The 24,062-nt window shown below is 54.9% G+C and carries 21 protein-coding genes; 16 read left to right on the forward strand and 5 right to left on the reverse strand.

Annotated elements, in window-relative coordinates; all coding sequences use genetic code 11:
- Positions 1–15: 15 nt before the first annotated feature.
- Positions 16–594 carry a lipoprotein gene (locus WLO31_RS04520; RefSeq protein ID WP_435929297.1) on the reverse strand — a complete coding sequence of 193 codons (579 nt, stop codon included), beginning with the start codon at positions 592–594 and terminating at the stop codon, positions 16–18.
- A 304-nt stretch (positions 595–898) separates the two neighbouring features.
- Between WLO31_RS04520 and bolA the strand changes: the two genes are divergently transcribed.
- The 9 genes from bolA to WLO31_RS04565 all read left to right on the forward strand — a co-directional run bounded on the left by bolA (position 899) and on the right by WLO31_RS04565 (position 11,641).
- Positions 899–1,216, forward strand: coding sequence for a transcriptional regulator BolA (bolA, locus tag WLO31_RS04525; RefSeq protein ID WP_435929298.1), 318 nt, complete (start codon positions 899–901; stop codon positions 1,214–1,216).
- 358 nt (positions 1,217–1,574) lie between these two features.
- On the forward strand, positions 1,575–2,873 hold the full coding sequence (gene tig / locus WLO31_RS04530; protein WP_435929299.1) for a trigger factor: 1,299 nt from the start codon (positions 1,575–1,577) through the stop codon (positions 2,871–2,873).
- 315 nt (positions 2,874–3,188) lie between these two features.
- Positions 3,189–3,812, forward strand: a complete 624-nt coding sequence (gene clpP, locus WLO31_RS04535) for an ATP-dependent Clp endopeptidase proteolytic subunit ClpP (protein ID WP_167612148.1) — start codon at positions 3,189–3,191, stop codon at positions 3,810–3,812.
- A gap of 133 nt (positions 3,813–3,945) precedes the next feature.
- A complete protein-coding gene (clpX, locus tag WLO31_RS04540) occupies positions 3,946–5,220 on the forward strand; it encodes an ATP-dependent protease ATP-binding subunit ClpX (protein WP_435929300.1) in 1,275 nt (424 codons plus the stop codon).
- Between the two features lie 252 nt (positions 5,221–5,472).
- A complete protein-coding gene (gene lon / locus WLO31_RS04545; RefSeq protein ID WP_435929301.1) occupies positions 5,473–7,827 on the forward strand; it encodes an endopeptidase La in 2,355 nt (784 codons plus the stop codon).
- Positions 7,828–8,036: 209 nt separating this feature from the next.
- Entirely contained in the window at positions 8,037–8,309 is a 273-nt protein-coding gene (gene hupB, locus WLO31_RS04550) for a nucleoid-associated protein HU-beta (RefSeq protein WP_008454620.1), read from the forward strand.
- Positions 8,310–8,713: 404 nt separating this feature from the next.
- The gene (gene ppiD / locus WLO31_RS04555; protein WP_435929302.1) at positions 8,714–10,588 is read left to right on the forward strand and encodes a peptidylprolyl isomerase; all 1,875 of its coding nucleotides are present in this window, start codon (positions 8,714–8,716) and stop codon (positions 10,586–10,588) included.
- Between the two features lie 150 nt (positions 10,589–10,738).
- The gene (locus WLO31_RS04560; RefSeq protein ID WP_435929303.1) at positions 10,739–11,125 is read left to right on the forward strand and encodes a ComEA family DNA-binding protein; all 387 of its coding nucleotides are present in this window, start codon (positions 10,739–10,741) and stop codon (positions 11,123–11,125) included.
- Between the two features lie 117 nt (positions 11,126–11,242).
- A complete protein-coding gene (locus WLO31_RS04565) occupies positions 11,243–11,641 on the forward strand; it encodes a YbgC/FadM family acyl-CoA thioesterase (protein ID WP_435929304.1) in 399 nt (132 codons plus the stop codon).
- A 38-nt stretch (positions 11,642–11,679) separates the two neighbouring features.
- Here WLO31_RS04565 and queC read toward each other — a convergent pair whose 3' ends face one another.
- Both queC and WLO31_RS04575 read right to left on the reverse strand, forming a co-directional pair.
- Complete coding sequence (gene queC / locus WLO31_RS04570) at positions 11,680–12,375, reverse strand: 7-cyano-7-deazaguanine synthase QueC (protein ID WP_435929305.1); 696 nt, start codon at positions 12,373–12,375, stop codon at positions 11,680–11,682.
- Positions 12,376–12,448: 73 nt separating this feature from the next.
- Entirely contained in the window at positions 12,449–14,152 is a 1,704-nt protein-coding gene (locus WLO31_RS04575; protein WP_435930509.1) for an SgrR family transcriptional regulator, read from the reverse strand.
- Positions 14,153–14,253: 101 nt separating this feature from the next.
- Here WLO31_RS04575 and cof point away from each other — a divergent pair, with 101 nt between their 5' ends.
- The gene (cof, locus tag WLO31_RS04580; RefSeq protein ID WP_435929306.1) at positions 14,254–15,075 is read left to right on the forward strand and encodes an HMP-PP phosphatase; all 822 of its coding nucleotides are present in this window, start codon (positions 14,254–14,256) and stop codon (positions 15,073–15,075) included.
- Between the two features lie 43 nt (positions 15,076–15,118).
- On the opposite strand, the gene WLO31_RS04585 is transcribed toward cof, so the two are convergent.
- On the reverse strand, positions 15,119–16,165 hold the full coding sequence (locus WLO31_RS04585) for a PLP-dependent cysteine synthase family protein (RefSeq protein WP_435929307.1): 1,047 nt from the start codon (positions 16,163–16,165) through the stop codon (positions 15,119–15,121).
- A 115-nt stretch (positions 16,166–16,280) separates the two neighbouring features.
- Between WLO31_RS04585 and WLO31_RS04590 the strand changes: the two genes are divergently transcribed.
- The 5 genes from WLO31_RS04590 to amtB all read left to right on the forward strand — a co-directional run bounded on the left by WLO31_RS04590 (position 16,281) and on the right by amtB (position 22,288).
- Complete coding sequence (locus WLO31_RS04590; protein WP_435929308.1) at positions 16,281–16,742, forward strand: Lrp/AsnC family transcriptional regulator; 462 nt, start codon at positions 16,281–16,283, stop codon at positions 16,740–16,742.
- 76 nt (positions 16,743–16,818) lie between these two features.
- A complete protein-coding gene (locus WLO31_RS04595; protein ID WP_435929309.1) occupies positions 16,819–18,594 on the forward strand; it encodes a SmdA family multidrug ABC transporter permease/ATP-binding protein in 1,776 nt (591 codons plus the stop codon).
- Entirely contained in the window at positions 18,587–20,365 is a 1,779-nt protein-coding gene (locus tag WLO31_RS04600) for a SmdB family multidrug efflux ABC transporter permease/ATP-binding protein (protein ID WP_435929310.1), read from the forward strand. The genes WLO31_RS04595 and WLO31_RS04600 overlap by 8 nt, the downstream gene beginning before the upstream one ends.
- Positions 20,366–20,632: 267 nt before the next feature.
- On the forward strand, positions 20,633–20,971 hold the full coding sequence (glnK, locus tag WLO31_RS04605; RefSeq protein ID WP_002891893.1) for a P-II family nitrogen regulator: 339 nt from the start codon (positions 20,633–20,635) through the stop codon (positions 20,969–20,971).
- Between the two features lie 30 nt (positions 20,972–21,001).
- The gene (amtB, locus tag WLO31_RS04610; RefSeq protein WP_435929311.1) at positions 21,002–22,288 is read left to right on the forward strand and encodes an ammonium transporter AmtB; all 1,287 of its coding nucleotides are present in this window, start codon (positions 21,002–21,004) and stop codon (positions 22,286–22,288) included.
- A gap of 104 nt (positions 22,289–22,392) precedes the next feature.
- On the opposite strand, the gene tesB is transcribed toward amtB, so the two are convergent.
- Positions 22,393–23,253, reverse strand: coding sequence for an acyl-CoA thioesterase II (gene tesB, locus WLO31_RS04615; protein WP_435929312.1), 861 nt, complete (start codon positions 23,251–23,253; stop codon positions 22,393–22,395).
- 216 nt (positions 23,254–23,469) lie between these two features.
- Here tesB and WLO31_RS04620 point away from each other — a divergent pair, with 216 nt between their 5' ends.
- Complete coding sequence (locus tag WLO31_RS04620; RefSeq protein ID WP_435929313.1) at positions 23,470–24,039, forward strand: YbaY family lipoprotein; 570 nt, start codon at positions 23,470–23,472, stop codon at positions 24,037–24,039.
- Positions 24,040–24,062 lie beyond the last annotated feature (23 nt).

The raw sequence follows: 24,062 nt of genomic DNA on the forward strand, positions 1-24,062 counted from the left end.
CTGACGGTGGATAGATTAACGTGCGTTCTGCTTAATAAAGTCGTGAACGCTGGTGTCCTGGGCCATCTCCGCAATGGTATCGGTCAGCACGGAGTTAACCGCGTTGGCGATATTTTTATTGGTGGCCTGGAACGCCCCTTCTACGTTGTAGCTGGAACGGTAGCTCTTCGTCATCTTGTTGCCGTTCTGCGCGGTGGCGATAATCGAGATATCCGCTTTGGTGGCAATATTGTAGCGCACGTTACCCTGAGAAACGTCCGCATAGAGCTGGTTGACGATAATCTGTAAAGCAACCGGGCTGTTTGGGCCAATCATATAACCGCGGGCGGTCATCTGTTTTTCCAGCACTTCCTGCAGCAGGAAGCGAAGATCGCGGGAAGGGGTCAGCGTAACCAGCTGGTTATCACGCGTGACTTTCGCCAGCGCCTGGTCGGTACGCTGATCGGCGCCGTTGATGCTGACCGTCACGCCCATCAGGCTTGGATCCTGCTGCGGCAGATTGATGGTCGGCGATACTTCAATCGTGGTCGGCGGTGTTGCACAGCTGGCCAGCATAAAAATGGCGACCAGCGGGAAGAATAATTTTTTTAACATGTTCGCTATCTCAATGTACTCAAAGGGGGCTGGGAGAAAAAACACGCCATCATAACACTGCGGTTGCCCAGTGGAAGTGCTTAACGCACGGAATTTCATCGCGTTGCGTTTTTAATGAGCGCTAATAAAGCTATCAGACCTGATTCATACTGAATAGGGTCGTAATAGCATTAAGCTACAGAGGGTTGGCAAAGGAAATCGGACGAAAGCTAAATAATTGTTGGAATTACGTTATTAAAACGGTTAAAAGCGGCTAAGATTTAAGGGGATGAGTGGCATCCGGGCGTAGTTGAGGAGAAAGTTCATGATGATACGCGAGCAAATAGAAACAAAACTAAGGGCAGCGTTCGAACCTGTGTTCCTGGAAGTCGTGGATGAAAGCTATCGTCACAATGTCCCGGCTGGTTCTGAAAGTCACTTTAAGGTTGTGTTAGTCAGCGATCGCTTTACCGGCGAACGTTTTTTGAATCGTCATCGCCTGATCTACGGCACCCTAAGCGAAGAGCTGGCGAGTACCGTACATGCTCTGGCCCTGCATACCTATACCATTAAAGAGTGGGAAGGGTTGCAGGATACTATTTTCGCCTCGCCGCCGTGCCGCGGAGCGGGTTCTATCGCCTGAAAATAACCTTTTCGGGTTTGCAACTGAGGGAACTTTTCCTTTATGTTGCTCTCTGTTAACTGCGTTTCTCAAAACGGCCTGCGGGCCGTTTTGTTTTGTCTTAAATACCCGGCTTTTTTGCAGGGATGAGGCAATAAATTCCAACAAAGTGTGAAAAAGGCCGCAGCGACGCTATGTCGCCGTTCTCGACTCACTCTGGTGATGCCGCTATAATGCTGCGTCTTATTTTTCGGAATGTCTTCGGGACGATTCTGACGACAGGGAATGTGATTCTGCTACAGAAGGCATCCCGGTTCTGTGAAGCAATATTAAGGGCTTCCAGAGTTGACCGAGCACTGTGATTTTTTGAGGTAACAAGATGCAAGTTTCAGTTGAAACCACTCAGGGCCTTGGCCGCCGTCTCACGATTACTATCGCTGCAGACAGCATCGAAACCGCTGTAAAAAGCGAGCTGGTCAACGTGGCAAAGAAAGTTCGTATTGACGGCTTCCGCAAGGGTAAAGTACCGATGACCGTTGTCGCTCAACGTTACGGCGCTTCCGTTCGCCAGGACGTGCTGGGCGAGCTGATGAGCCGCAACTTCATTGATGCGATCATCCAGGAAAAAATCAATCCAGCAGGTGCGCCTAACTATGTGCCGGGCGAATACAAACTGGGCGAAGACTTCACCTACTCCGTAGAGTTTGAAGTTTACCCGGAAGTTGAGCTGCAGGGTCTGGAAGCTATCGAAGTTGAAAAACCAGTTGTTGACGTGACCGATGAAGACGTTGACACCATGCTGGACACCCTGCGTAAGCAGCAGGCGACCTGGAAAGACTCTGACGCTGCTGCAACGGCAGAAGATCGCGTTACCATCGACTTCACCGGCTCCGTAGACGGCGAAGTGTTCGAAGGCGGTAAAGCGTCTGACTTCGTGCTGGCAATGGGCCAGGGTCGTATGATCCCGGGCTTCGAAGATGGCGTTGTTGGCCACAAAGCCGGCGAAGAGTTCACTATCGAAGTGACCTTCCCGGAAGATTACCACGCTGAAAACCTGAAGGGTAAAGCGGCTAAGTTCGATATCGTTCTGAAGAAAGTTGAAGAACGTGAACTGCCGGAGTTTACTGAAGAATTCATCAAACGTTTCGGCGTTGAAGATGGTTCTGTTGCGGGTCTGCGTACCGAAGTGCGTAAGAACATGGATCGCGAGCTGAAAGGCGCGGTGCGTAACCGCATTAAGACGCAGGCAATCGACGGTCTGGTTAACGCCAACAACATCGACGTGCCGGCTGCGCTGATCGACGGCGAAATCGACGTTCTGCGTCGCCAGGCTGCACAGCGTTTCGGCGGCAACGAGCAACAGGCTCTGGAGCTGCCGCGCGAGCTGTTCGAAGAGCAAGCTAAGCGTCGTGTAGTGGTTGGCCTGCTGCTGGGCGAAGTTATTCGTACCCACGAGCTGAAAGCTGATGAAGCACGCGTTAACGGTCTGATCGAAGAAATGGCTTCCGCCTACGAAGATCCGAAAGAAGTTATCGAGTTCTACAGCAAGAACAAAGAGCTGATGGACAACATGCGTAACGTTGCTCTGGAAGAACAGGCTGTTGAAGCGCTGCTGGCAAAAGCGAAAGTTTCAGAAAAAGCGACTTCCTTCAGCGAGCTGATGAACCAACAAGCGTAAGCGTAAGTTTTGGCATTATTGCCAAAAGCTTGCTGCATCAAGCCCGTCACTTACAGTGGCGGGCTTTTTTTATCTGGCGAATGGCATCTTTACGACGAATAATACGAACTTTCAGGGTTAGCGGATCAAGAAAAGGTTGTTATGCTTGAAACAGGGCGAAGCCATCCCCATTAACCAGGTATGGCTCCAAAACACGAACCTGACTGATAATCCGTCCATGACAGGCAACGGACGCAAGGAGCGTAGTCTTCTTTTCGCGTCTCAAGTAGAATCAGTACAGTAGGTTAGAAGGCTTAATTACTCCAGGAGACGGAAATGTCATACAGTGGCGAACGAGATCAATTAGCACCCCATATGGCTCTGGTGCCGATGGTTGTTGAACAGACATCGCGTGGTGAGCGTTCATACGATATTTATTCCCGTCTGCTCAAAGAACGTGTCATCTTCATGACCGGACAGGTCGAAGATCATATGGCTAACCTGATTGTGGCGCAGATGCTGTTTCTGGAAGCGGAAAACCCGGAAAAAGATATCTACCTCTACATTAACTCACCGGGTGGTGTAATTACGGCAGGTATGTCTATCTATGACACCATGCAATTTATAAAGCCGGACGTCAGCACTATCTGTATGGGGCAAGCTTGTTCTATGGGAGCTTTCCTGCTGACTGCCGGGGCGAAGGGCAAGCGTTTCTGCCTGCCTAACTCGCGGGTGATGATTCACCAACCGCTGGGCGGCTATCAGGGGCAGGCGACGGACATCGAAATCCACGCCCGCGAAATCCTGAAAGTTAAAGCCCGTATGAATGAACTTATGGCGCAACACACCGGCAAATCTCTTGAAGAGATCGAAAGAGACACCGAGCGCGACCGTTTCCTCGCTGCCAGCGAAGCGGTAGAGTATGGCTTAGTTGACTCGATCCTGACTCACCGTAACTAATGCCCGAAAACAGCGGGCCATAGACTATAGTAAAAGTAGTGGCCCGGCTTCCCGCTTAGATTGGCTGTGCCGCAATAATGGCACTTGCGTCGTTTCAAACGGTGCAAAGAAACAGAAAAGAGGTTTTGACTTTATGACAGATAAGCGCAAAGACGGTTCAGGTAAACTTCTGTACTGCTCTTTTTGCGGCAAAAGCCAGCATGAAGTGCGCAAACTGATTGCCGGACCGTCAGTGTATATCTGCGATGAGTGTGTCGACTTATGTAACGACATTATTCGCGAAGAGATCAAAGAAGTAGCGCCGCATCGCGAGCGTAGCGCGCTGCCGACGCCGCATGAAATCCGTCATCATCTGGATGACTACGTCATCGGTCAGGAACAGGCGAAAAAGGTCCTGGCGGTGGCGGTTTATAACCACTACAAACGTCTGCGCAACGGCGACAGCACCAACGGTATCGAACTGGGTAAAAGTAACATTCTGCTCATCGGGCCGACAGGCAGCGGGAAAACGCTGCTGGCTGAAACCCTGGCGCGTTTGCTGGATGTGCCATTCACTATGGCAGACGCCACCACGCTTACCGAAGCGGGCTATGTCGGTGAAGATGTGGAAAACATCATCCAGAAGCTGCTGCAGAAATGCGACTACGACGTGCAAAAAGCGCAGCGCGGTATCGTCTATATCGATGAGATTGACAAAATCTCCCGCAAATCTGACAACCCGTCCATCACCCGCGATGTTTCCGGTGAAGGCGTGCAGCAGGCGTTGCTGAAGCTGATCGAAGGCACCGTGGCCGCGGTGCCACCGCAGGGCGGCCGTAAGCATCCGCAGCAAGAATTTCTGCAGGTTGATACTTCCAAAATTCTGTTTATCTGCGGCGGCGCGTTTGCAGGCCTCGACAAAGTGATTGCTAATCGTGTTGAAACCGGTTCAGGTATCGGCTTTGGCGCGACGGTTAAAGGCAAGTCTGAGAAGGCGAGCGAAGGCCAGCTGCTCGGCCAGGTAGAGCCAGAAGATCTGATCAAATTCGGCCTTATCCCTGAGTTCATCGGCCGTTTACCGGTGGTTGCTACGCTGAGCGAGCTGAGCGAAGAAGCGCTGATCCAGATCCTGAAAGAGCCGAAAAACGCCCTGACCAAACAGTATCAGGCGTTGTTTAATCTTGAAGGCGTGGAGCTGGAATTCCGCGACGAAGCGCTGGATGCTATCGCTAAGAAAGCGATGGCGCGTAAAACCGGCGCCCGTGGCCTACGCTCTATCGTTGAAGGCGCGCTGCTTGATACCATGTACGACCTTCCTTCCATGGAAGATGTCGAAAAAGTGGTGATCGACGAGGCGGTTATAGACGACCAGACCAAGCCGCTATTAATTTACGGCAAGCCGGAAGCACAACAGGCATCCGGTGAATAATTCGCCAAAATAACCAGTCAGTTAGTTGAAAAAGGGGGATTTTTATCCCCCTTTTATTTTTCCTGCATTTCCGGCATTGAATGCTCGGGAAACATCCCCATATACTGACTTACTTGTTGGTGATGCCATGATACTGTCATCGAGCCGCAGGGACGTTGGCTGCGCCCACGCGCCTGTAACCCGAATGACTTAAGGTATAAGCAGAGGACATCGCCCCATCACCTGGCGGAAATTAAACTAAGAGAGAGCTCTATGAATCCTGAGCGTTCTGAACGCATTGAAATCCCCGTATTGCCATTGCGCGATGTGGTGGTTTATCCGCACATGGTTATTCCATTGTTTGTCGGGCGTGAAAAATCCATTCGCTGCCTGGAAGCAGCCATGGACCACGATAAAAAAATCATGCTGGTGGCGCAAAAAGAGGCCTCAACGGATGAGCCGGGTGTGAATGACCTGTTCTCGGTGGGCACCGTTGCCTCTATTTTGCAGATGCTGAAACTGCCAGACGGTACGGTAAAAGTGCTGGTGGAAGGTTTGCAGCGTGCGCGCATTACCACGTTGTCTGACAATGGCGATCATTTCGCAGCCCAGGCCGAATACCTTGACTCGCCGGTTATTGAAGAGCGCGAGCAGGAAGTGCTGGTACGCACGGCCATTAACCAGTTTGAAGGCTACATCAAGCTGAACAAAAAAATCCCGCCAGAAGTGCTGACATCGCTTAACAGCATCGACGATCCTGCACGTCTGGCAGACACCATCGCTGCACATATGCCGTTGAAATTAACGGATAAACAATCAGTGCTTGAGATGTCCGATATTAACGAACGTCTTGAATATCTGATGGCGATGATGGAATCGGAAATCGATCTGCTGCAGGTTGAAAAACGCATTCGCAACCGCGTTAAAAAGCAGATGGAAAAGAGCCAGCGCGAATACTATCTGAATGAGCAAATGAAAGCGATTCAGAAAGAGCTGGGCGAAATGGACGACGCGCCGGACGAAAACGAAGCGCTGAAACGCAAAATCGACGCGGCGAAAATGCCGAAAGAGGCGCGTGAGAAAACCGAAGCGGAACTGCAAAAACTGAAAATGATGTCGCCGATGTCTGCGGAAGCAACCGTGGTACGCGGCTATATCGACTGGATGGTGCAGGTGCCGTGGAACGCGCGCAGCAAGGTGAAAAAAGATCTGCGCCAGGCGCAGGAAGTTCTGGATACCGACCACTACGGCCTGGAACGCGTGAAAGATCGCATTCTGGAATACCTCGCAGTGCAGAGCCGCGTTAACAAGCTCAAAGGGCCAATCCTGTGTCTGGTAGGGCCTCCTGGCGTGGGTAAAACCTCTTTGGGTCAGTCCATCGCCAGAGCGACGGGACGCAAATATATCCGTATGGCGCTGGGCGGCGTGCGTGATGAAGCTGAAATTCGCGGCCACCGTCGCACCTACATCGGATCGATGCCGGGCAAGCTGATTCAGAAAATGGCGAAAGTGGGCGTTAAAAACCCGCTGTTCCTGCTTGATGAGATCGACAAAATGTCTTCGGATATGCGTGGCGATCCGGCGTCAGCTCTGCTGGAAGTTCTGGATCCAGAACAGAACGTCGCCTTTAACGATCACTACCTTGAGGTGGATTACGACCTCAGCGACGTGATGTTTGTTGCCACCTCCAACTCGATGAACATTCCGGCTCCGTTGCTGGATCGTATGGAGGTTATCCGTCTTTCCGGTTATACCGAAGACGAGAAGCTGAACATTGCCAAACAGCACCTGCTGCCGAAGCAGATTGAACGTAACGCCCTGAAAAAGAGCGAGCTGACGGTAGAAGATAGCGCCATCACCGGCATTATCCGTTACTACACTCGTGAGGCCGGCGTGCGTAGCCTGGAGCGTGAAATCTCCAAACTGTGCCGTAAAGCGGTGAAGCAGCTTCTGCTGGATAAAACGCTCAAGCACATCACCATCAACGGCGATAACCTGAAAGATTTCCTTGGGGTTCAGCGCTTTGATTATGGACGTGCAGACAGTGAAAACCGCGTAGGGCAGGTAACGGGTCTGGCGTGGACGGAAGTGGGCGGCGATCTGCTGACTATCGAAACCGCGTGCGTGCCGGGGAAAGGCAAGCTGACCTACACCGGTTCGTTAGGCGAAGTTATGCAGGAATCTATCCAGGCCGCCCTGACCGTGGTTCGCGCGCGTGCGGAAAAACTGGGCATCAACGGCGACTTCTACGAAAAACGTGATATTCACGTTCACGTACCGGAAGGCGCGACGCCGAAAGATGGCCCAAGTGCGGGTATCGCAATGTGTACCGCGCTGGTTTCCTGCCTGACAGGCAACCCGGTACGTGCAGATGTGGCAATGACGGGTGAAATTACGCTGCGTGGCCAGGTTCTGCCGATTGGTGGCCTGAAAGAAAAACTGCTTGCAGCTCATCGCGGCGGGATTAAAACCGTGCTGATTCCGGATGAAAATAAACGCGATCTGGAGGAGATTCCGGAAAATGTGATTGCCGATCTGGATATTCACCCGGTAAAACGTATCGAGGAAGTTCTGGCGCTTGCGTTGCAGAATGAGCCCTACGGAATGCAGGTTGTAACCGCAAAATAGTGACCTGACGCAAATACAGTCAATAAAATCGACGCTGGCAGGTGAATTGTCACTTGCCAGCTTTTTTTTGTGTCGCTAAGTTAGACAGCGGTCAGGTATGTCACCAATTACGGATGTTGTGCGGCTATGACAGGCCTGATATAACTGCTGCGCGGTCGTGCTTTGAAGGAAACGGGTACGATATAAATAATAACGAGAGGAAGAGAAGAGTGAATAAATCTCAACTGATAGACAAAATTGCCGCAGGTGCTGATATTTCTAAAGCCGCGGCTGGACGTGCGTTAGATGCTGTTATCGCTTCTGTTACTGAATCTCTGCAGTCCGGGGAAGACGTAGCACTGGTTGGCTTTGGTACTTTTGCTGTTAAAGAGCGTGCTGCCCGTACAGGCCGTAATCCTCAGACCGGTAAAGAAATCACCATCGCTGCAGCGAAAGTCCCAGGGTTCCGTGCGGGTAAAGCGCTGAAAGACGCGGTTAACTGAGTTTTCGACCAGTTAATACCTTCTGATTGTTAGATTTCAGGTTACAGGCAGGCGGCAAGGGAGTGACAAAATCGGCGTAAGCCTTTTTGAACAGCGCCTGCAGCGGTCCGTAGGGGAATAATCCCCGGCACTTACTTCAGTAAGTAACTGGGATGAGGGTGTGCAGACAACACCTCTGTAACCTGAAGGATGGCGGGCAGAACCGTAAAGCTTTGTCAGGGCGCATCAACAGATGTGCCTTTTTTGTTTCTGGCGTCCTAATTTTACGCATGCCTGATGATTTGGGACGGGTTTCTTGTCACAATACCCTCTTGCGCGCAGTGGCGAGTAACGAGCGTTCGCAAGGATGCCATGACGACTGCGCAGGGTTTACCAATCACACTACAGCGGAGTGTTGTTACACCATGATGGACAATTTACGCGCGGCGGCAAACCACGTCGTGCTCAAGATCATTCTGGGTTTGATTATCGTCTCTTTCATTTTGACCGGCGTGGGTAATTATCTGATTGGCGGCAGCGCCAATTACGCCGCAAAAGTGAATGACCAGGAGATTGGTCGTGGGCAGTTCGAAAATGCGGTAGCCAGCGAACGTAATCGCCAGCAACAGCAATTAGGTGAACAGTTCTCAGCGCTGGCTTCCAGCGAAGGCTACATGAAGCAGATGCGTCAGCAGGTGCTGTCTCGCATGATCGACGAAGCCCTGATGGATCAGTACGCTAAACACCTCGGTCTGGGCATCAGCGATGAGCAAATCAAACAGGCCATTTTTAAAGAGCCGGCATTCCAGAACAACGGTAAATTCGACAACGCCCGCTATAAAGCCATCATCGGCAATATGGGGATGACGGCGGAACAGTACGCGCAAGCGCTGCGTAACCAGTTGACCACACAGCAGCTTATCAGCGCCGTTGTGGGCACAGACTTTATGCTCACCGGCGAAACCGATGAGCTGGCCGCGCTGGTGGCCCAGGAACGCCTGGTGCGTGAAGCCACCATCGATGTGAACGCGCTGGCATCGAAGCAGGAAGTGACCGAGCAGGAAATCACCAGCAGCTACGAGCAGAACAAAAACAGCTACGTCGCGCCTGAACAGTTTAAAGTCAGCTATATCAAGCTTGACGCTGCCTCAATGCAGGAAACAGCAACGGATGCGGATATTCAGTCTTACTACGACCAGCATCAGGATGAATTCACCCAGCCGCAGCGTAACCGCTACAGCGTGATTCAGACCAAAACTGAAGCGGAAGCAAAAGCTGTTCTCGAGGCGTTGCACAAAGGCGGCGACTTTGCGGCGCTGGCGAAAGAGAAATCAGCCGACATTATTTCTGCCCGTAACGGCGGCGACATGGGCTGGCTGGAGCCGGGCACAACGCCTGACGAATTGAAAAATGCCGGTCTGAAAGAAAAGGGCCAGCTGTCTGGCGTCATTAAATCTTCCGTTGGCTTCCTGGTGGTTCGCCTGGATGATGTGCAACCAGCGCAAACCAAACCGCTGGCTGAGGTTCACGATGCGATTGCAGACAAAGTAAAACAGGATAAAGCCCTGGACGCGTACTATGCGCTGCAACAGAAAGTGAGCGACGCGGCAAGCAACGATAACGAATCCCTGGCGGGTGCCGAACAGGTTGCGGGCGTTAAGGCCGTTGAGACGGGCTGGTTTGGTCACGATAACCTGCCGGCCGAGCTAAACTTCAAACCTGTTTCAGACGCTATTTTCAATGGCGGTCTGGTAGGCGAGAACGGCACGCCGGGAAGCAACTCTGACATTATCACCGTTGACGGTGACCGCGCGTTCGTTCTGCGCGTAACAGAGCATAAAGCCGAAGCCGTTAAGCCTCTGGCTGAAGTGCGCGAGCAGGTTATCGCTCAGGTTAAACATCAGAAAGCCGAACAGCAGGCAAAACTGCAGGCGGACAAGCTGCTTACTGAGCTGAAGCAGGGCAAAGGTGAAGCGGCGATGGAAGCCGCAGGGCTAAGCTTTGGCGCAGCCAAAACGCTGACCCGTACAGGCCAGGATCCGATAAGCCAGGCGGCCTTCACGCTGCCGTTGCCCGCTAAAGACCAGCCGGGTTACGGCGTGGCCAACGACATGCAGGGCAACGTGGTGCTGTTAGCCCTGGACGAAGTGAAAGCCGGCACCATGCCTGCGGAACAGAAAAAAGCGATGGTCCAGGGTATTACCCAGAACAACGCCCAAATCGCCTTTGAAGCGCTGATGACCAATCTGCGTAAAGAAGCGAAGATTAAAATGGGCGATATCGTCGACCAGCAGCAGTAATTCTCAGCGTTTCGCGCAATTCGTTGCAACGTAGTGCAACAACTAAAGGCCGCCTTCGCGGCCTTTTCCACATTTTGACTTTGGCATTTGTTCCTGTTTTTTCTCCCCGGTAAGGTAGCCTCGCTGCCAAACACACAAGGAGGAAACAGCATGAAGTCAGGAATAAAAGCTTTTTGTCTTACCTTAACGCTTATCGGCGCAGGTGTTTACTCACCGGCTCATGCGGTTCCCGCAACTGCAAAAACCGCCGCCACCGCGCAGATCGCCACTACGGCTGAAAGTAGCGCGGCCAAAGCTTCCACGTCCAAAGCAGCCGACCAGAAAACGACGAATGTCAGCGACGGCGTGGTGAGTATCAACACGGCAAGCGCCGAAGAAATCGCCCAGGTCATTAATGGGGTTGGGCTGAAAAAAGCTCAGGCTATCGTAAGCTACCGCGAAGAGTACGGGCCGTTTAAAGAGCTGGACCAACTGCAGGAGGTGCCGGGAATCGGCAGCGCGCTGGTAGAGCGTAACCGCGCGCGCATCAAACTTTGATGGATAGTGCGCATCGGCTCGCGTAGTCGGAAAGTTTTGCTACGCTAAAAAACAGGTCGTACCAGTTGGCGCGGCCTGAATCTTACCTGCTAACTAAAATTAAAAGGTCATCGCGCTATGCAGACACAAATCAAAGTTCGTGGTTATCACATGGATGTTTACCAGCATGTGAATAATGCCCGCTATCTGGAGTTCCTTGAAGAAGCCCGCTGGGAGGGCCTGGAGAAAACGACAGGTTTTCAGTGGATGACGGAGCACAACATCGCTTTCATCGTCGTGAATATCAACATCAGCTACCGTCGGCCAGCGGTGCTTGGCGATGTGCTGCGCATCACCAGCAACCTGCAGCAATTAAGCGGCAAAAGCGGCGTATTAAGCCAGGTCGTCACGCTTGAGCCGGAAGGGCAGGCCGTGGCGGATGCGCTGCTGACTTTTGTCTGCATAGACCTGAAGACCCAAAAGGCCGTGCCCATTGAGGGGGAATTGCGTGAAAAGCTGGAGCAGATGATGGAGTAAAGCGCAGGGCGTGGCAGACGCCACGCCCGAAGTCTGGCTTAGTTAAGGCCGGTTTTCTGCTTCATTGCGGCCATCACCGCGGCTTTGTCGGCCAGATAGCGGTTGAGGCCGTTGGCGCGCAGGTTACAGGCGGCGCACTTCCCGCAGCCTTCGCCCTTTATGCCGTTGTAACAGGTGAGGGTCTGGCTGCGCACCAGCTCAAGCTGCTGCCAGTAGTCCGCCAGCGCCCAGGTTTCAGCTTTATCAAGCCACATCAGCGGCGTTTCAAAGCGGATATCACGCGCCAGGCCCAGGCTTACCGCATGATTTAGCGCTTTTACGAATTCGTCCCGGCAGTCCGGGTAGCCCGAGAAGTCGGTTTCGCAAACGCCGGTAATAACGGCTTCGGCTTCAACCTGCCAGGCATAAATCGCCGTGAGGGTCAGAAACAGGATGTTACGGCCCGGCACGAAAGTGTCCGGAATGCCGCTTTCCGCTGGATTGTAATCCGGCACCGGAATGCTGTCGCGAGTCAGGCTGCTGACGGCCAGTTCGTTCAGCACCGTAACGTCCAGCACCTTGTGGGCGCGGGCGCCCAGCTTCAGCGCAAGCTCACGCGCAACGTCGATCTCAGCACGATGGCGCTGACCATAATCAAACGTCACGCAGTGTACTTCATCATACTGTTGTAAAGCCTGAATCAGGCAGGTGGTGGAATCTTGTCCACCGCTGAAGACGACAACCGCACGTTTCATGAGTAATCCTGTAATCCAGAAGTAATTTTACGGACGCTATGGTAACGCCCCCGCGTGCGGCTGCCCAGCTTCTTCACGCCATCGACGGCGGCGGCAGCCAGGCCTGGGTAAAGTCGAACCAGCCCCAGGCGTTAAGTTCGATGCCGTTGACTCCCGGCGGGGCGCTGACCTGGTAGCGATAGTTAAATAATGGCGTGACGATGGCATCGTGCATCAGCGAGCTGAACACAGCCTGCAAACCAGCATAGCGCTCTGCGTCATCGGGATGGATCTGCACCGCATCAAGCGTGGCCTGCAAATGCGCATACTGGCTACCGGTTAACAGATGCGACCAGAGCACGTCGCTGCGCAACCACTGCTCGAGCGTATACTCCGGCGCTTCGCCAATCAGCCTGTCGCCCATCACGATATCCGCGTCGGCTAGCCGTTCGCAGCCAGCCCAGTTTTTTGCGTTATGGAATATCAGCGTCAGCTCGCAGCCGAGCGCGGCGAGATAGCGCTTTAGCTGTTGAGCCATAGCATGCAGTTCCACCGGCAGATGGTAAATGAGCGTTAACCGGCGGGGCAGCTTCACCGCCTCCCGTTCCGCCCACTGCGGCATTGTCCAGCCGGGGATCATTTCCGTACTCGGCGTAATTAGAGACTCTTCTACCGGCAGCGTGGCGATCACCTCATGGCGTCGCACGATCTGCATCAGCATGCGGGCCTGATCGGGCGTCAGATTGCCGTTTTGCTTGATGGCCAGATAGCAGAAACCGAGGCTGATACTCTTTTTCACCGGCCGCAGATGGACAAGCTCATCCTGCTGCCCGATGGCGATCTGCACCGGATGGCGGCAGCTGGTGCCAAGCGTCGCTTCAAAAAGCTGGGGGGTTATCCAGTATTCGATAGCCTTCAGTAAAGGGTGATTCAGGTGATAGCTTTCGTGGCTTTCAATGCGCACCAGGTTCGCTTTATAGCTGGCGATACGGAATGCTCCGCAGCCAAGCTGGGTATCGTCGGGATGGGCAAGACGGCTGCAATAGCTCGCCAGACGCCAGGGCAGCCAGTAATCGGGGCGATGCAATACAAAGCGCAGGCACCGGGCATGAGGCTGTTCGATAGTCTTTACGCTAATAAACAGGCGGCGCATCGCGGGGAGCGTTAGCAGCATCAGCAGGCGCTGCTGCAGCTGCGCGGTTTCTACCGCTTCGCCGTTATGCCAGTGCAGCGTTGAGCGGATAAAAAAGTGCCAGCTCAGGCCATCGTCAGAAACCTGCCAGTGGTGCGCGAGATCGGGCTGGGGCCGCGCGCTGTTTGCCACAAAGCGCGTTAACCCGGAAAAAATATGCCCGGCAAGATGTTGTTCAGCCCGTCCCGGCAGGAAGCCCGGTTGTAACGCCTCAAGCGGGCGATAGTAAGGAATACGCAGCGTTGGCGTATCGTTTTGCCATTGCCCGCCGAGAAAAGGCTGCAGCAGGTGACGAAGCTGTTCCGGGGCGATTTGCGCGAGCTCCAGCGCGTTCTGATGCTGCCCTTTGTGCAGGACCTCTTCCATCATCCCTGAGCGCACGCTGTCCGGCGTCACTAAAAAAGTCAGCTCGCCGCGTTTGCCTCGCCCCGACCGCGCGCGCCAGGTTAACCAGCCTGCATCTTCCAGTTGCTTCAGTAAGGTACGAACGTGGCGCTCGCTGCAAAAGCAGCGGGCAGCAAGTTCAGCCACGGTTGCCTGCACGGGCTCACCCGCCGAAGGCTGCCACAATCTCTGATACTGATTAAGCCGATTCAACAGACGCATCATTAAACCCGGAACAATTTTTTCGAAGTATTCACTATTAGTTCCGCATATGCCAGGCAATACTGCAGGACATGTTCGTAAGGTCACAACCGGGAGTATTCATGGCGCGTCTGGCTGCATTTGATATGGATGGCACGTTGCTGCTGCCCAATCATTATCTTGGTGATGAAACGCTGCGTACGCTTAAGCGCCTGCGCGAAGAGCGCCAAATCACTCTCGCTTTTGCTACCGGCCGCCACGTACTCGAAATGCGTCACGTTTTAGGATCGCTCGATCTGGAAGCTTTCCTTATTACCGGCAACGGAACGCGCATTCACAGCATGGAAGGAGAGCTGCTGCACCGGCAGGATCTCACTCCGGCGGCGGCGGAAAACGTTATTCTCGGCCAGTGGGACACCCAGGCCAGCATGCACGTTTTCAACGACGGCGGCTGGCTGACGCAGCACGACATCCCTGAACTGCTGCATGCCCACGTTTACAGCGGCTTCAAATATCGTCTGACAGATCTGAAGAGCCTGCCCAAAGATGAAGTGACCAAGATCTGCTTCTGCGGCGATCACGACGATCTCAGCCGGCTTAAAATCCAGCTTGGCGAAGCCCTGGGCGATAGCGCATTTCTCTGCTTCTCTGCGGTGGATTGCCTGGAAGTATTGCCGGTGGGATGCAACAAAGGGTCGGCGCTGGGCATTCTGAGCCGGCATCTTGGCCTGACGATGAAAGATTGCATGGCCTTTGGCGACGCGATGAACGACCGCGAAATGCTCTCGCTGGTCGGTCAAGGTTTGATTATGGGCAACGCGATGGCCCAGCTGAAAGCGGATTTACCCCACCTGCCGGTGATTGGTCACTGCAGTAAGCAGGCGGTTTCACATTATTTAACGCATTGGCTGGATACACCGAACCTTACTTATTCCCCCGAATGACAAGGTATTTTCAGCAGGCCGGGCATAAAACCCGGCCTCTTTTTTATTGCAGCAGATTCTGGATTTCCGCCCGCCACGGCTGCAAATCGCCGATATTCGCCTGCACCCAGTCCGGGTTGTAATAGGTTTCCAGGTAGCGCTCGCCGCTGTCGCAAAGCAGCGTCACAATCGCACCCGTACGGCCTTCGGTGCGCATACGAACCGCCATCTGCAACGCACCCCACATATTTGTCCCGGTTGATGCGCCCACTTTGCGACCCAGCATCGACTCCAGCCATTGCATGGTGGCGACGCTTGCTGCATCCGGCACACGCAACATTTCATCAATCACATCCGGGATAAACGAAGGTTCGCAGCGCGGGCGCCCGATGCCTTCGATTTTACTGCCCGCTTTGCTGCTAAGATCGCAGTTACGCTGATGCCAGTAGTCGAGAAAGACAGAGTTCTGCGGATCGACCACCAGAAGCCGGGTCGGATGACCCTGATAACGCAGGTAGCGGCCAATGGTCGCTGAGGTGCCGCCCGTACCGGCGCTCATCACGATATAATCCGGCACCGGATGCGGCTCATGCGCCATCTGATGAAAAATACTGTCGGCGATATTGTTATTGCCGCGCCAGTCGGTTGCGCGCTCGGCGTAGGTAAACTGATCCATATAGTGGCCGTTCAGCTCGCGGGCCAGCATCTCGGAAGCGGCGTAGATTTCGCAGGCGCTCTCTACAAAATGGCAGCGGCCGCCATAAAACTCGATCTGCTCGACTTTACGTTTTGCGGTGCAGCCAGGCATGACGGCGATAAACGGCAGCCCCAGCAGGCGAGCGAAATAGGCCTCAGAGACGGCAGTTGAACCGGAAGAGGCCTCGATAATCGTGGTCCCTTCTTTAATCCAGCCATTACACAAACCGTAGAGAAACAGCGACCGCGCCAGACGGTGCTTCAGGCTACCCGTTGGATGCGTGCTTTCATCTTTCAGGTAGAGCTGAATCCCGGGAAAGGCGGGCAAGGCGAGGCGGATAAGATGCGTGTCTGCCGAACGTTGGTAATCGGCGTTAATTTCGCTAATAGCGTGTTTTACCCAGCTGCTGGTCATGATCGGGATCCGTTTGTCTGTTTGTGCCTAGCGTAATGCAAAAGAAGGATAAAAAAGTTGTCATTTTGCCTGCGGAAAGCTTTACTTGGAGAAAAAATTTCTCCAGAAGGTGGTTATGCTAGATAAAATTGACCGCAAGCTATTATCTTTGCTGCAGGTAGACTGCACCCTCTCTTTGCAGGCGCTGGCGGATGCCGTTAATCTGACCACCACGCCCTGCTGGAAACGCCTGAAAAAACTTGAAGAGGATGGCGTGGTGCGCGCGAAAGTCGCGTTGCTGGACCCTGAAAAGCTGGGCCTGGGCCTCACGGCTTTCGTGCTGATAAAAACCCAGCAGCACAGCAGCGAGTGGTACGGCAAATTTGTGAGCGTAGTGGAAGAGATGCCCGAAGTGCTCGGCTTCTGGCGAATGGCCGGGGAATATGACTACCTGATGCGTGTGCAGGTGGCGGACATGAAGCGTTACGACGATTTTTATAAGCGTCTGGTCAACGGTATGCCTGGCCTGAGCGATGTAACTTCGAGTTTTGCCATGGAACAGATAAAATACACGACAGCCTTGCCGATAAGCGGCTAACCACGCTGCGTTTTAGCGTTTTTCGGCACATCCTTAAAGCCCTCGTCGGCAGACTGCAAATCAGGAATAAAACCGCGTGCGATTATTTGCTCAATTAAGCTGGTACTTCACCCGAGAATGGCGCCGCTATCTCGGGGCGGTGGCCTTGCTTATCATCATCGCTATGCTGCAACTGGTGCCGCCAAAACTGGTGGGCGTAATTGTGGATGGCGTCACTGAACATCGCCTGTCAGGGCAACAGGTGCTGATGTGGCTTGGCGTGATGATTGTAATTGCCGTTGTGGTTTATGCGCTGCGCTACGTGTGGCGCGTGCTGCTGTTTGGCGCCTCTTACCAGCTTGCGGTCGAACTGCGTGAAAATTATTACCGGCAGCTTAGCCGCCAACATCCCGAATTCTACCTTCGCCATCGTACCGGCGACCTGATGGCGCGCGCGACGAACGACGTAGACCGCGTGGTATTTGCAGCAGGCGAAGGCGTGCTGACGCTGGTGGACTCGCTGGTGATGGGCTGCGCGGTGCTGATTGTCATGTCGACGCAGATTAGCTGGGAGTTAACGCTGCTGGCGCTGCTGCCTATGCCGGTGATGGCACTGGTTATCAAGCGTTACGGCGACCAGCTACACCAGCGTTTCAAGCTCGCGCAGGCCGCGTTCTCCACGCTTAACGATCGTACCCAGGAAAGCTTAACCAGCATCCGGATGATCAAAGCTTTTGGCCTGGAGGATCGCCAGTCGGCGTTATTCGCCTCCGAAGCGCAGGACGCCGGGGCGAAGAATATGCGCGTGGCGCGCGTGGACGCCCGTTTCGACCCAACCATTTATATCGCCATCGGCACGGCAAACCTGCTGGCGGTAGGGGGCGGAAGCTGGATGGTGATGCAGGGCGCGTTAACGCTCGGGCAGCTCACAAGCTTTGTGATGTACCTGGGCCTGATGATCTGGCCGATGCTGGCGCTGGCGTGGATGTTTAATATCGTCGAGCGCGGCAGCGCCGCCTATAGCCGTATTCGCAGTATGCTGGAAGAGGCGCCGTCGGTGGTCGACGGCGAGAAAGCGGCGCCGGAAGGCCGTGGCATCGTGCAAGCGAATATTCGCGCTTTTTACTATCCGCAAACCGCCCAGCCGACGCTTGAGAACGTTTCATTCACCCTTAAGCCCGGCGGCATGCTTGGGCTATGCGGCCCTACCGGCGCGGGGAAAAGCACCATTTTATCCCTGCTTCAGCGCCATTTTGACATCGATCAGGGCGATATCCGTTTTCACGATATGCCGCTGGTGCAGATGCAGCTCGACGCCTGGCGCAGCCGCCTGGCGGTCGTTAACCAGACGCCGTTCCTGTTCTCAGACACCGTGGCGAACAATATCGCGCTGGGTAAACCGGACGCCACGCGGCAGGAAGTTGAACGCGTCGCCCGTCTTGCCAGCGTCCATGAAGATATTTTGCGCCTGCCTCAGGGCTACGAAACGGAAGTGGGTGAGCGCGGCGTGATGCTCTCCGGCGGGCAGAAACAGCGTATCTCTATCGCCCGCGCGCTTTTGCTGGATGCGGAGATACTTATTCTCGACGACGCGCTTTCGGCGGTAGACGGGCGTACCGAACATCAAATTCTCCACAACCTGCGCCAGTGGGGCGAGAACCGCACGGTGATTATCAGCGCACACCGCCTGTCGGCCCTGACCGAAGCCAGCGAGATTCTGGTCATGCAGCACGGGCACGTGGCCCAGCGGGGCAACCACGAGGCGCTGGTTTCCCAGCCGAGCTGGTATCGCGACATGTACCGCTATCAGCAGCTGGAAGCCGCGCTGGACGATGCGCCTGAGGCGGTCGAGACGGAGGAAGCCAATGCGTAAGTTACACAAGCAGTGGCCGACGATAAAACGCCTTCTGGCCTACGGTTCGCCGTGGCGCAAACCGCTGGCGGGAGCCGTGGTAATGCTGTGGATTGCGGCAGCGGCGGAAGTCACCGGCCCGGTGCTGGTGAGCTATTTCATCGATAATATGGTGTCGCAAAATCGCTTGCCGGTGGCGCTGGTGGCCGGGCTTGCCGCGGCTTATCTGCTGCTTGCTATTACGGCTGCAGGGCTGCATTACTGGCAGGCGTTGCTGTTCAACCAGGCCGCCGTAGGCGTGGTGCAAAAACTACGTACCGACGTGATGGATGCGGCGCTTCGCCAGCCGTTGAGCGCCTTTGATACCCAGCCCGTAGGGCAGCTGATTTCCCGTGTTACCAACGACACGGAAGTGATCCGCGATCTCTACGTCACCGTCGTCGCTACGGTATTGCGCAGCGCGGCGTTAATTGGCGCAATGCTGGTGGCGATGTTCAGCCTCGACTGGCGTATGGCGCTGGTCGCCGTCACTATCTTCCCGGCCGTCCTGATTGTAATGGTGATTTACCAGCGCTACAGCACGCCGATTGTGCGCCGGGTGCGCAGCTATCTGGCGGATATTAACGATGGCTTCAACGAAGTCATCAACGGCATGGGCGTTATCCAGCAGTTCCGCCAGCAGGCGAGGTTTGGCGAACGTATGGGGGCGGCGAGCCGTTCGCACTACCTGGCGCGTATGCAAACCCTGCGGCTGGACGGTTTTCTGCTGCGGCCGTTGCTCAGCCTCTTCTCTGCGCTGGTGCTTTGCGGCTTACTGATGCTGTTCGGCTTCACCTCGGTCGGCACGATTGAAGTGGGCGTGCTGTACGCCTTTATCAACTATCTTGGCCGTCTTAACGAACCGCTTATCGAACTGACCACTCAGCAGTCGATGCTGCAGCAGGCGGTAGTGGCCGGGGAGCGCGTCTTCGAGCTGATGGATGGCAAACGCCAGGATTACGGCGGCGATACTCGCCCGCTGGAAAGCGGCAGTATCTCCGTGGACAACGTCTCTTTTGCCTACCGTGGCGATCGCCTGGTGCTGCAGGACATTAATCTGGAAGTAGCGTCGCGCAGCTTTGTGGCGCTGGTGGGGCATACGGGCAGCGGGAAAAGCACGCTGGCCAACCTGCTGATGGGCTACTACCCGCTTACCCGCGGTGAAATTCGGCTGGATAACCGCCCGTTAGATACGCTCAGTCACGATACCCTGCGCCGGGGCGTTGCGATGGTACAACAGGATCCGGTGGTGCTGGCGGACTCGTTCTTTGTCAACGTAACCCTGGGACGTGACATCAGCGAAGCGGCCGTCTGGCAGGCGCTGGAAACGGTGCAGCTGGCGGATCTCGCTCGCACGATGGCTGATGGCATCCACACCCGGCTGGGCGAACAGGGCAACAATTTGTCCGTTGGGCAAAAACAGCTGCTGGCGCTGGCGCGCGTGCTGGTCGATGCGCCGCAAATCCTTATTCTGGATGAAGCGACCGCGAACATCGACTCCGGCACCGAGCAGGCTATCCAGCAGGCGCTTGCGGCCATTCGCGAACAGACAACGCTTGTGGTGATCGCCCACCGCTTATCGACGATTACCGACGCGGACACCATTCTGGTGCTGCATCGCGGTCAGGCGGTCGAGCGGGGCACGCACAGCGAACTGCTGGCCGCAGAAGGGCGCTACTGGCAGATGTATCAGCTGCAGCTGGCCGGTGAAGAACTGGCGGCCGCCACGCGCGAGGAGTCGCTAATCGCCTGATGCACCAGCATCAGGCAGTAAACAGGGGCAACGCCAGTTTGGGTTCCCCGTTGGTGCAATACTGAAACGCAACGCGCACCAGCATAGTGCGTTTTTTCTTCCCAGGAACAATCTTAATTCCCGTACCTCCTTTTCCATCCTGAAAAACCTCCCGACAACGCTGATTAAGCCGGCGTAAAAAGCAGTGCTTTCATTTCTGGCACGGAGCTTGCTTTATCTCCATCGTGAAGCCGTGCACTTACCCGTTGTCTTACCGGAGGGGAATCTATGAAGCTGGTTACCGTGGTAATCAAACCGTTCAAGCTTGAAGACGTTCGTGAAGCGTTGTCTTCCATCGGCATTCAGGGCCTGACCGTCACTGAAGTAAAAGGCTTTGGCCGTCAGAAGGGTCATGCAGAGTTGTATCGCGGGGCGGAATATAGCGTTAATTTCCTGCCAAAAGTGAAAATCGACGTCGCCATAGCCGATGACCAGCTTGATGAAGTAATTGATGTCATTAGCAAAGCTGCCTACACAGGCAAAATCGGCGACGGCAAAATTTTCGTTGCCGAGCTGCAACGCGTCATTCGAATTCGTACCGGCGAAGCCGACGAAGCCGCACTGTAAGCCTCCCCAATCGTAAAAGGGACAGAAAAAATGAAGAAATTAGCCTCCGTATCGGGCGTTATGGCCCTGGCGCTTGCGCCGTCGCTGGCTCTGGCCGCGCCGGCCGTTGCCGATAAAGCCGATAACGCCTTTATGATGATTTGCACCGCGTTGGTGCTGTTTATGACAATCCCGGGGCTTGCGCTGTTCTACGGCGGTCTGATTCGCTCCAAAAACGTGCTTTCGATGCTGACTCAGGTTTCGGTGACCTTCGCGCTGGTTTGCGTCCTGTGGGTGGTTTACGGCTATACGCTGGCTTTCGGTACGGGCGGCAATTTCTTCGGCAACTTCGACTGGGTGATGCTCAGAAACATCCAGTTAACCGCGCTGATGGGCTCTTTCTATCAGTATATTCACGTCGCGTTCCAGGGTTCGTTCGCCTGCATCACCGTAGGGCTGATTGTGGGGGCGCTGGCCGAACGTATTAAATTTTCCGCGGTGCTGATTTTCGTGCTGGTCTGGCTGACGCTCTCCTACGTGCCGATTGCGCATATGGTCTGGGGCGGCGGCCTGCTGGGGACACACGGGGCAATGGACTTCGCAGGCGGAACGGTGGTGCATATTAACGCCGCGGTCGCAGGCCTGGTGGGCGCTTACCTGGTCGGTAAACGCGTGGGTTACGGTAAAGAGGCGTTTAAACCTCATAACCTGCCGATGGTCTTTATAGGCACAGCAATCCTCTACTTCGGCTGGTTCGGCTTCAACGCCGGTTCCGCAAGTTCGGCTAACGAAATCGCCGCGCTGGCCTTCGTAAATACGGTTGTCGCAACGGCGGCTGCGGTGCTGGGCTGGATCTTTGGCGAGTGGACGCTGCGGGGTAAACCTTCTCTGCTGGGCGCCTGTTCCGGCGCAATCGCAGGGCTGGTAGGGATCACCCCGGCTTGTGGCTATGTCGGCGTCGGCGGCGCGCTGATCGTCGGCATCGCTGCGGGTCTGGCTGGTTTGTGGGGCGTGACGCTGCTGAAGAAATGGCTGCGCGTTGACGATCCCTGCGATGTGTTCGGCGTGCACGGCGTTTGCGGCATCGTCGGCTGCATTATGACCGGCATCTTTGCTGCGACTTCACTGGACGGCGTTGGCTACGCAGAAGGCGTGACCATGGGGCATCAGGTTCTGGTACAGCTGGAAAGCATTGGCGTGACCATCGTATGGTCCGGCGTAGTGGCCTTCATCGGCTTTAAAATCGCCGACCTGACCGTTGGTCTGCGCGTACCAGAAGAGCAGGAGCGCGAAGGGCTGGATGTGAACAGCCACGGCGAGAACGCTTACAACGCATAATCATAAATGCTGAACAGGTGGATGGCGCTGACGATCATTCACCTTACAGCTAAACAGCTAATATTTCGTAGGTCGGGTAAGCGCCAGCGCCACCCGACATATTTTTAGCTACGCTTACGCATCACCCCTTCCTGCACCGTCGAAGCAACCAGCAAGCCATCCTGGTTATAAAACTCACCGCGTACAAAACCGCGCGCGCTTGATGCCGACGTGCTCTCAACGCTGTAAAGCAGCCATTCGTTCATGTCGAAAGGGCGGTGGAACCACATGGAATGGTCGATGGTCGCTATCTGTATCCCAGGCTCCAGAAAACCGATGCCGTGCGGCTGGAGGGCGGTTGGCAGAAAATTAAAATCTGAGGCGTAGCCCAGCAGATATTGATGCACCCGCAGGTCGTCCGGCATTTTGCCGTTGGCGCGCAGCCACGTCTGGCGGGCGGGCTCTGCCTGATGCCCTTTGAGCGGATTGTGGAACTCCACCGGCCGGATCTCCAGCGGCTTTTCGCAAAGAAATTTTTCTTTTACCTGCGGCGGGAGGAATTTTTCGACGGAGCGCGCGATAGCCGTTTCTGACATCAGCCCGTCAGGCGAAGGGGCCTGCGGCATGCTTTTTTGATGCTCAAAGCCCGGTTCCGGCGCCTGGAAAGAGGCGGTCATGTAGAAAATAGGTTTGCCATTCTGTACGGCGGCGACGCGACGGGCGCTAAAACTTTTGCCGTCGCGCAGCGTTTCGACGTCATAAACGATAGGTTTCAGACTATCGCCAGGACGCAGGAAATAGCTGTGGAAAGAGTGCACCAGGCGTTCCGCCGGGACGGTTTCTTTGGCCGCATAAAGCGCCTGGCCGACCACCTGGCCGCCGAATACCTGGCGTAAACCTAAGTCCTCGCTCTGGCCCCGAAACAAACCTTCTTCAATCTTTTCCAGATTGAGCAAAGCCAATAAATTACTGAGCGCCTGACTCATAAAACATCCTCGATAAAGCGGTAACCCGCGCGTTTGTCGCCTGATTATAACACGCTATCAACGTCAATCGAGCACTGGCCCGACCTGATAACAAATGGGGTTCCAGGCAAAATTCAGTGACGTGTGCCACACTTAGCCTGATAAACATGTTTTAACCACTCATTACTTGTGGGACACAGCGCCCACTGGTGCATTGATAATAAGGAGAACAAATCAATGAAACTTGTGCACGTGTTAAGTGGTTTAGCCGTCGCGGTAACGCTTGCGGGATGCGCGCAGAAATCTGCGGACGTTCCAACCCCGGCGCCAGCCGCAACGACTTCGGGAGCCGCGGCTCAGCCGGTAATTGCACAGCCATCCGTCACGGGTACGGCCTGGATCCGCCAGAAAGTTGCCCTGCCGCCGGACGCCGTTCTGACGGTAACGCTGTCGGACGCTTCCCTTGCCGACGCCCCGTCTAAGGTTCTGGCACAGAAGGTGACCCGTACCCAAGGTAAACAGGCGCCGTTCAGTTTTGTGCTGCCGTTTAACCCGGCAGATATCCAGCCAAACGCGCGCATTATCCTGAGCGCCGCGATTACGGTGAACGATAAGCTGGTGTTTATCACCGATACCGTCCAGCCGGTTATCAACCAGGGCGGCACGAAAGCGGATCTGACGCTGGTTCCGGTGCAGCAGACTGCGGTTCCGGTACAGCCAGGCGGTGGCGCGGTGACAACCGTACCGTCGACTTCGCCGACGCAGGTGAACCCTTCTTCTGCGGTTCCTGCACCGACCACGTTCTGATATGAAGCGCCTCTTAAGGAGGC

It is taken from the genome of Dryocola sharpae (genome assembly GCF_051307055.1).
Taxonomy (GTDB): Bacteria; Pseudomonadota; Gammaproteobacteria; order Enterobacterales; family Enterobacteriaceae; genus Dryocola.

Coding starts and splice junctions, on each gene's coding strand:
- WLO31_RS04520 (WP_435929297.1), bottom strand. CDS start 594: ATGTTAAAAAAATTATTCTTCCCGCTGGTCGCCATTTTTATGCTGGCC.
- bolA (WP_435929298.1), top strand. CDS start 899: ATGATGATACGCGAGCAAATAGAAACAAAACTAAGGGCAGCGTTCGAA.
- tig (WP_435929299.1), top strand. CDS start 1,575: ATGCAAGTTTCAGTTGAAACCACTCAGGGCCTTGGCCGCCGTCTCACG.
- clpP (WP_167612148.1), top strand. CDS start 3,189: ATGTCATACAGTGGCGAACGAGATCAATTAGCACCCCATATGGCTCTG.
- clpX (WP_435929300.1), top strand. CDS start 3,946: ATGACAGATAAGCGCAAAGACGGTTCAGGTAAACTTCTGTACTGCTCT.
- lon (WP_435929301.1), top strand. CDS start 5,473: ATGAATCCTGAGCGTTCTGAACGCATTGAAATCCCCGTATTGCCATTG.
- ppiD (WP_435929302.1), top strand. CDS start 8,714: ATGATGGACAATTTACGCGCGGCGGCAAACCACGTCGTGCTCAAGATC.
- WLO31_RS04560 (WP_435929303.1), top strand. CDS start 10,739: ATGAAGTCAGGAATAAAAGCTTTTTGTCTTACCTTAACGCTTATCGGC.
- WLO31_RS04565 (WP_435929304.1), top strand. CDS start 11,243: ATGCAGACACAAATCAAAGTTCGTGGTTATCACATGGATGTTTACCAG.
- queC (WP_435929305.1), bottom strand. CDS start 12,375: ATGAAACGTGCGGTTGTCGTCTTCAGCGGTGGACAAGATTCCACCACC.
- WLO31_RS04575 (WP_435930509.1), bottom strand. CDS start 14,152: ATGCGTCTGTTGAATCGGCTTAATCAGTATCAGAGATTGTGGCAGCCT.
- cof (WP_435929306.1), top strand. CDS start 14,254: ATGGCGCGTCTGGCTGCATTTGATATGGATGGCACGTTGCTGCTGCCC.
- WLO31_RS04585 (WP_435929307.1), bottom strand. CDS start 16,165: ATGACCAGCAGCTGGGTAAAACACGCTATTAGCGAAATTAACGCCGAT.
- WLO31_RS04590 (WP_435929308.1), top strand. CDS start 16,281: ATGCTAGATAAAATTGACCGCAAGCTATTATCTTTGCTGCAGGTAGAC.
- WLO31_RS04600 (WP_435929310.1), top strand. CDS start 18,587: ATGCGTAAGTTACACAAGCAGTGGCCGACGATAAAACGCCTTCTGGCC.
- glnK (WP_002891893.1), top strand. CDS start 20,633: ATGAAGCTGGTTACCGTGGTAATCAAACCGTTCAAGCTTGAAGACGTT.
- amtB (WP_435929311.1), top strand. CDS start 21,002: ATGAAGAAATTAGCCTCCGTATCGGGCGTTATGGCCCTGGCGCTTGCG.
- tesB (WP_435929312.1), bottom strand. CDS start 23,253: ATGAGTCAGGCGCTCAGTAATTTATTGGCTTTGCTCAATCTGGAAAAG.
- WLO31_RS04620 (WP_435929313.1), top strand. CDS start 23,470: ATGAAACTTGTGCACGTGTTAAGTGGTTTAGCCGTCGCGGTAACGCTT.